The organism is Streptomyces anandii JCM 4720, from assembly GCF_014650655.1.
GTDB classification, from domain to species: Bacteria; Actinomycetota; Actinomycetes; order Streptomycetales; family Streptomycetaceae; genus Streptomyces; species Streptomyces anandii.
Genome location: NZ_BMVJ01000002.1, coordinates 339944 through 347920, shown reverse-complemented (window position 1 = coordinate 347920; position 7977 = coordinate 339944). Strand labels below are relative to the sequence as shown.

Here is a 7977-nt window from a genome sequence, read left to right as displayed (position 1 = left end):
ATGTCCATGCCGAGGATGTCCGTCGCGCGGGCGACGGCCTCGTCCGGGGTGGCGGCGAGCTTCACGCCACCGGCCTTGCCTCGACCACCGACCTTCACCTGGGCCTTGACGACCGACTTGCCGCCCAGCCGCTCGGTGATCTCGCGCGCCGCCTCAGGCGTGTCGATGACTTCACCGGCCAGCACCGGTACACCGTGCTTGGCGAAGAGGTCCCTCGCCTGGTACTCGAACAGGTCCACGCGCTTCCGTCCCTATCAGTGATCTCGCGGTTCGTTGGATGCGTGGGCGTGCCGCGAAGGGCAACGTGACGTCCGCTCTGTGTCACAAGGGAGGCGCACACGGTGTCCGAGCGCGCGGCATGTCCGTCTCGCAGGTTATCCCCGCTCGCGGGGGTGCCATAAATCGGGGGGTCACACCTGAGCGGTGATACCTGTCACATGATGCCGTCCTCTCTGGCACTGCGTGCCGGAGGCCGAAGGGCCTCACCGGGCTGGGGTTGACCCGGTGAGGCCCCCGCGACAGCCCCCTCGCGGGGGCCTGGGCGGATGATCCCCACCCCAATGGGGACCAGCCTGCCCTTCTTCCGCGGACGTCCGACCGGACGCCCGGACCGGCCGACGGCTTTCGGCCGTCCGGGTCCCGTCGGGCCACGGAGTCTGAGGGGGTACGCACCTGTCCTGCGGGCCCGCCGACCTTGTGTGCACGCCGGCGGCGGCGGTGGTGGTGGTGAAGGGGTCCGGGAGGGTGAGCAGGCCTGCGACAGAGGCGGGCTTCGCCTAGCCGGGGAAGAGGGGGATGTCCCGGTGCCGGTCCCGGGTCCGGGGCGCCTCGGCCCGCGCGGCGGGACCGGGCAGCAGCCGCAGTGGGGCGCGGTGGTCAACGGTGACGGCGTGCGCGTCGCCGTGTCGCGGCGCACCAAAGTCGCCGGCCGGGTGGTCACCCAGCACACCGTTCGGATCCCCGGCCGGCGCCTGGCCCGCGGGCGGCTCGGCGAGGGCTTGGGGCATCTGAGCGGCGCGGTGACCGGCGGCCGAGCCACCCCGGCCGGGGGCCTCGGCAATCGCGGAGAAACCGCGCACGGCCCGCGGTCCGGTCTCGGAGGCCTCCGCCGAGAGGCCGTCCCCGGAGGACTTCGCAGCGAGGCGCGAGCGGGGGGCTTCCCCGCCCTGCCCGGCGGCCACCACCGGCGCACTGCCCGACGGCCGGAAAACCGGCGGCGCGGGAAGAGCGGGGCCACCGGACGGCGACGCGGGCACCTCCGCGACCGGCGGAATCCCCGCCCGCCCCTGGACGGTGCCGACGGCGTCCACCAGGTCCGCCACGGGCCGCACGACGGCTTCGGTCACAGGCCGCACGACGGCCTCGGCCACCGGCCGCACGACGGCCTCGGCCACCGGCCGCACGACGGCCTCGGTCACGGGCCGGAGAACGGACTCGGTGACGGGCCGCACCACGGCCTCCTCCACCGGCCGGACGACGGACTCCGCCGCTGGGCGCACGACAGGCTCGGCGACGCGACCCGCCCCGGACCGGTGAACCGGCCGTGCGGGCGGTTCCGGCAGTGGTTGCTCGGTGGGCTCGGATGCCGGCCGGGTGACTGACGCCGCCGTCTGCCGCAGGACCGTCTCGGTCACGAGGCGGGCGGGACCCGTGGCGGTGAGCCGGCCGGTCCGCTGGGCGGCGTCCCGCAGGGCCCGGGACGCGGGGTGCCCGGAACCGTGGTGGGCGGCCGGAGCCGACTCCGCCGCGTGCGCCTGCTCCCCGCACAGGAACCCGAGCGCGAACAACGCGCTGACAAGGAGCCCCAGTTGCAGCGCACGCCGCCCGGCCGCCGTGCGCATCACGCGCAGAGCGGCACCGGACAGGGCTGCTGGCAAGGGCAACAGGGGGCTTCCTTCCCGGTCGGATGACATGTTGCCGACAGGTCACCGAATCCTCGCACGCGCCTCCCTCGGTCACGCAAGCCCTCGGTTACCGATGGGTAGGCATGTCCGCTTTTGCCGACAGGATTCGGTCGACAAGTCGTCAGACGGTGTCCGGCACCGGGAGCGGACGTTTCTCGATCGCCGCCGCCATCACCTCCGGGAACAGTTCGGGCGTGCAGGCGAACGCCGGCGCCCCGAGCGCCGCCAGGGCCGCCGCGTGCTCACGGTCGTAGGCGGGCGCCCCCTCGTCGGAGAGCGCGAGCAGCGCGACGAACTGCACTCCCGACGCCTTCATCGCCGCCACCCGCTTCAGCATCTCGTCGCGTATGCCGCCCTCGTACAGGTCGCTGATCAGCACGACCACCGTCTCCGCGGGCCGGGTGATCTGCGACTGGCAGTACGCCAGCGCCCGGTTGATGTCCGTGCCGCCCCCGAGCTGGGTGCCGAAGAGGACGTCGACCGGGTCGTCGAGCTGGTCGGTGAGGTCGACGACCGCCGTGTCGAAGACGACCAGCCGGGTGCTGATCGACCGCATGGACGCGAGCACCGCGCCGAAGACGGACGCGTACACGACCGAGGCCGCCATCGAGCCCGACTGGTCGATGCAGAGGACGACGTCCTTCTTCACGGACTGCGAGGCCCGCCCGTAACCGATGAGCCGCTCGGGCACGACCGTCCGGTACTCGGGGAGGTAGTGCTTGAGGTTGGCGGCGATCGTGCGGTGCCAGTCGATGTCGTGGTGGCGCGGCCGGCTGACACGGGCACTGCGGTCGAGCGCGCCGGTGAGGGTGGCCCGGGTACGGGTGGCCAGCCGCTTCTCCAGGTCCTCGACGACCTTGCGCACGACCGCCCGTGCCGTCTCCTTCGTCGTCTCCGGCATCGCCTTGTTCAGCGACAGCAGCGTGCCGACGAGGTGCACGTCGGCCTCCACCGCCTCCAGCATCTCCGGCTCGAACAGCAGCGCGGCAAGGCCCAGCCGGTCGATGGCGTCACGCTGCATGACCTGCACGACGGGGGACGGGAAGTACGTCCGTATGTCCCCGAGCCAGCGCGCGACCGACGGCGCGGAGGCCCCGAGCCCCGCCGAACGGTTCCGTCCCGTCCGGCCCGCCCCCGGCCGGTCGTCCTTGCCGTAGAGCGCGGCGAGCGCGCCGTCCATCGCCGCGTCCCGCCCGGACAGCGCGCGGCCGGTGCCGTCGGCCGCGTCACCGCCGAGGACGAGCCGCCACCGCCGCAGCCGCTCCCCCGCCGGGTCCGCGCCGCCCACACCGTCCAAGCCGCCCCTGCCCGCCAAGCCGTCCGTCCCGTCCGAACCGTCCATGCCGTACGTCCTTCCGGTCGCCGTGGTCATCCCACCATCCCCGCGAGCTCCTCACCGCTTCTCTCCCCGGCACCGGCACCGGCGTCGGCGGCGTCCGGGCCCAGGCCGAGCAGCAGCCGCAGCACGGGCAGCACGGCGTCGGCCCGCTCCCGGTCGAGGTCCGCGCCGAAGCCGGGAGGTCCGGCCGCCGTGACGCCGGCCGGGCCGCCCCCCTGCCGCGGCCCGCGCCGGACCAGCTCGCCGAGCGATCTGCGCACCCCCGGCTCGTACGCCGAGAAGGTCCGCCGCAGCAGCGGCAGTACGTCGGTGAACGCCTCCGCCGGTACCCCGGTCAGCCAGTCGTCGACCAGGGCGAGCAGCCGCTCGTCGTGCACGAGCAGCATCCCGCCCCCGCCACCCACGAACCCCTCGATCCACGCGGCCGCGTCCGCCGGCGGGGTGCCCGGCGACAGCGCGAGCCCCATCAGCCGCGCCGCCCGCTCCTGCTCGACCTCCCCGTCGTCGAGCAGCAGCCGCACGGCACGGCCCCGGACGACCCCGGGAACCGTGTCCCGGCCCGACAGCACCCCCAGCACGCCGTGCCAGCGGGCGCGCAGGTCGCCGTGGCCCGCCATGGGGGTGTCGCCGAGCAGGCCCACCGCCGTGTGCACCGCGTTCACATGGCGGCGCATCTCCTCGGCCGCGTCCGCGTCCAGTACGGCGCAGGCCGGGGGCAGGGCGACGAAGATCCGCTCGGCCAGACCGGCGGCGACCCCGGCGAGGGCCGCGGTGTCGGTGCCGCGTACGTCGCCGTACCGCAAGGAGCGGACCAGGGCGGGCAGGGCCTGGGCGAGGTGCCCGACGTCCGCGTCCAGCGCCGCGCGGTCGGCGAGCACCCGCATCACCACCGGCAGCGCGTCCGGGAGCCCGGCGAGCAGGCACTGCTCGGCCAGCCCGGTCACCTCGGCGAGCGCCCCGGCGCCCACCGCGTCGGCCTCGGCCTTGGCGGTCGCGGCGGCGAGCACGGTCGTGCCCCACACCCCCGCCTCGGCGACGCGTACCGACAACTCCGGCTCCCAGCACAGCCGCCAGGTCTCCCGGAACGTGCCCGTGCTCCCCCGCGAGGCGGTGGGCTCGCCCCAGCCGACGCCGAGCAACCGCAGCCGGTGCAGGAGCCTGCTGCGGCCGGCGTCGGTCTCCCCGCGCAGGTCGAGTTCCAACTCCCGCTCCGACACCTCCGGTTTCAGCCGCAACCGGCGCTGGAGCCGGGCCAGGTCCCGTTGCAGGGGCACCGCGGGCGCCGACTCGGGCACCTCGCCCAGTACGTCCCCGACCACCAGCCGGTCGCGCACGAGCGCCAGCGGGACGTCCGAGCCCTCGCACATGACCGCCCGCACGGCGTCGGTCGTCTCGCTCAGCCCGGGCAGCGGGCGGCCGCGCATCGCGGCGAGCGTCTCCGCCAGCCGCACCGCCTCGATGACGTGGGCGGAGGAGACGATCCGGTCCTCCTCGCGCAGGAGCCCGGCCACCTTGGTCAGCCACCGCTCGACCGGGCGGTCCGGGGCGGCGAACAGGTGGGCGTACCACCCTGGTGAGCCGATGCCCGCGCCGTAGCCTCCGGAACGGGCCAGTCTGCGGTGCGTCCAGGGCACCCAGGTCATGTCCGTCCTGACCTTGGGCAGCCCCTTCAGCAGCGAGCGGTCGGTGGCGACGGTCGCCTTGCGCCGCAGCGCGGGCACGTGCCAGGCGCCGCAGACCACGGCGACGTCTTCCCCGAACTCCCGGACCGCGGCGCGCACTTGGAGCCGCATGTACGCCTCGCGCACGAGGTCACGGTCGTGCCCGCCGCTGCCGTAGGTCTCCCGCAGCGCTTCCATGGCCTCCTCCAGCACGAGAAACGGCGCGTACGGGTCGCCGTCGCCCATCCCCCGGTGCTCGACCACGTCCTCCCACCAGCGCTCCGGATCGTCGTACCCGGCGGCTTCGGCGAGCGCGGCCAGCGGATCGACCCGCACCCCGTCGCCGACGGGAGCGGCTTGGGCGCCCTCCCCGTCCGGTGCGCCCTCCCTCTCCGGCGCGCCCTCCCCCTCCGGCAGGCAGTCCTCCTCCGGCGTGCCGGTGTCCTCGCGTTGCCAGGCCAGGGTGTGTGCGGCCGGGAGGTCGATGAAGCGGGCCGGGACGTCGTGCCGCAGCGCCCAGCGGATCGCGACCCACTCCGGGGAGAACCCGGCCAGCGGCCAGAACGCGGAGCGGCCCGGCTCGTCCACGGCGTGGGCGAGGAGGGCGACCGGCGGCCGCATGCCCTCCTCGGCGGCGAGCGGGATGAGCGCGTCGGCCTCCGGCGGCCCCTCGATGAGCACCACCCGCGGCCGGGCCGCGTCCAGCGCTGCCCGAACCGCCCGCGCGGAGCCCGGCCCGTGGTGCCGGACTCCGCCCGCGCGGAGCCCGGCCCGTGGTGCCGGACCCCCAGCAGCAGCGGCCCCGCGCCGGGTCCCCGGCCCGCCGCCTGCTCAGCTCCCGCCATCCCGTCCCCCTCTCCGCAGCCGCCCGCGCCGGCCGCCGCGTCCGCCCGTCCAGCTCGGTTCGTCCTCGGCGCTCGCCCGTGCCGCGCCGCCCCACATCCGCCCGTTGGCGCTCATGCGCTCACCTCCCGGCAGGCCCGGTAGAAGTCCTTCCAGCCGTCGCGCTCACGGACCACCGTCTCCAGGTACTCCTGCCAGACGACCCGGTCGGCCGCCGGGTCCCGGACGACCGCGCCGAGGATGCCGGCCGCGACGTCGCCGGCCCGCAGCACGCCGTCGCCGAAGTGGGCCGCGAGCGCGAGGCCGCCCGTGACGACCGAGATGGCCTCGGCCGTCGACAGCGTGCCGCTCGGCGACTTCAGCTTCGTACGTCCGTCGGTGGTCACGCCGTCGCGCAGTTCGCGGAAGACGGTCACGACCCGGCGGATCTCGTCGACGCCGTCCGGCACGGCCGGCAGGTCGAGGGACCGGCCGATCTGGTCGACACGGCGGGAGACGATGTCGACCTCCGCCTCGGGGCTCTCCGGCAGCGGCAGCACCACCGTGTTGAAACGGCGGCGCAGGGCGCTGGAGAGGTCGTTGACCCCGCGGTCGCGGTCGTTGGCCGTGGCGATCAGGTTGAAGCCGCGGACCGCCTGCACCTCCTCGCCCAGCTCCGGTATCGGCAGGGTCTTCTCCGACAGGATCGTGATGAGCGTGTCCTGCACGTCGGCGGGGATGCGGGTCAACTCCTCGACCCGGGCCGTCATGCCCTCGGCCATGGCCCGCATGACCGGGCTGGGCACGAGCGCGTCGCGGCTCGGGCCGTGCGCCAGCAACTGGGCGTAGTTCCACCCGTAGCGGATCGCCTCCTCGGGCGTTCCCGCCGTGCCCTGCACCAGCAGGGTCGAGTCGCCGCTGACCGCGGCGGCCAGGTGCTCGGACACCCAGGTCTTCGCCGTGCCCGGCACGCCGAGCAGGAGCAGGGCGCGGTCGGTGGCGAGGGTGGTCACGGCGACCTCGACGATGCGGCGCGGGCCGACGTACTTCGGCGTGATCACCGTGCCGTCCGGCAGGGTGCCGCCGAGGAGGTAGGTGGCGACGGCCCACGGCGACAGCTTCCAGCGGGCCGGGCGCGGTCGGTCGTCCTGCGCGGCCAGCGCGGCCAGTTCGGCGGCGAAGGCGTCCTCGGCGTGCGGCCGCAGCGCCTCGGACCCGGCTTGTCCCGCGCCCGCCCGTCCCCCTTCTCCCGCGCCCGTGTTCGCGGGCGCGGAAATGTGCTGACTCGGTTCGACAGGCGTCGGTTCGACGGACACAGACATGGCTGAGGCCCCCTCCAGCTCGGCCGGTTCGGATCTGGCATCCACCGTGCACCACGGCACTGACAACACGTTCTGACCTGCGCAAACGCGCTCGCCGGAGCGATTGTCAGTGGGGGGATCTACCTTCGATGGCATGACGTTGCAGGGGGTGCGCTGGACGGCGGACCAGGTGCTGGCACTGGCGCCTGACGACGCGTCACGCAAAGCGGGAAGCAAACTCGGCGCGGCCGGTCCGTGGTCCGAGGCGGGCAGTTGTGACGAGGGGACGGTGTGGGGGCTGTGCAAGGGCAGTGGCAGCAAGCCGTACCGGACGGTCGTCGACATCGCGGACGCGGCCGGGCCGGCGTACAAGTGCAGTTGCCCGAGCCGGAAGTTCCCGTGCAAGCACGCGCTCGGACTGCTGTTGCTGTGGGCGGGCGGCGACGGCGCGGTGCCGCCGGGGCAGGCCCCGGACTGGGCCGAGGAGTGGCTCGCGGGCCGGAGGGAGCGGACGGCACGGAAACCGATGGCGGGCGCGGCCGGTCCGGGACCGGCCGATCCGGAGGCGGCGCGGCGGCGGGCGGTGCGCCGTGCCGAGCGGATCACGGCGGGGGCGACGGAGCTCGAGCAGCGCCTCGCCGACCTGCTCCGCTCCGGCCTGGCCTCCGCGGAACAGGCGGGGTACGGACTGTGGGAGGAGACGGCGGCCCGCATGGTCGACGCGCAGGCTCCCGGCTTGGCCGCGCGCGTGCGCGAACTGGGGGCGATACCGTCGTCGGGACCCGGCTGGCCGGTGCGGCTGCTGGAGGAGTGCGCGCTGCTGCACCTGCTGGACCAGGGCTGGCTGCGCCGTGACGGACTGCCGCCCGACCTCGCGGCGACGGTCCGTTCCCGGGTCGGACTGCCCGGCTCGGCGGACGGCCCGCCGGTGCGTGACCACTGGCTCGTCC

General features: G+C 75.0%; 6 protein-coding genes. 1 reads left to right on the top strand and 5 read right to left on the bottom strand.

Annotated features, from left to right (window positions below):
* From IE249_RS36205 to IE249_RS04730, 5 genes are all read right to left on the bottom strand, one after another.
* Nucleotides 1-239: ATP-grasp domain-containing protein (locus IE249_RS36205; RefSeq protein ID WP_229857532.1), on the bottom strand; the 239-nt coding region annotated here is incomplete at its 3' end.
* Nucleotides 240-776: 537 nt separating this feature from the next.
* Nucleotides 777-1883 (bottom strand): hypothetical protein, encoded by a 1107-nt coding sequence (locus IE249_RS04745; protein WP_189703471.1) that lies wholly within the window; start codon nt 1881-1883, stop codon nt 777-779.
* A gap of 142 nt (nt 1884-2025) precedes the next feature.
* Entirely contained in the window at nt 2026-3246 is a 1221-nt protein-coding gene (locus IE249_RS04740; RefSeq protein ID WP_189703694.1) for a VWA domain-containing protein, read from the bottom strand.
* Between the two features lie 26 nt (nt 3247-3272).
* Nucleotides 3273-5609, bottom strand: a complete 2337-nt coding sequence (locus IE249_RS04735; protein WP_189703693.1) for a DUF5682 family protein — start codon at nt 5607-5609, stop codon at nt 3273-3275.
* Nucleotides 5610-5860: 251 nt separating this feature from the next.
* Complete coding sequence (locus tag IE249_RS04730) at nt 5861-7048, bottom strand: ATP-binding protein (RefSeq protein WP_189703470.1); 1188 nt, start codon at nt 7046-7048, stop codon at nt 5861-5863.
* A 133-nt stretch (nt 7049-7181) separates the two neighbouring features.
* Here IE249_RS04730 and IE249_RS36200 point away from each other — a divergent pair.
* Nucleotides 7182-7977 (top strand): SWIM zinc finger family protein (locus IE249_RS36200; RefSeq protein ID WP_229857529.1); only part of this gene is annotated, 796 nt, incomplete at its 3' end.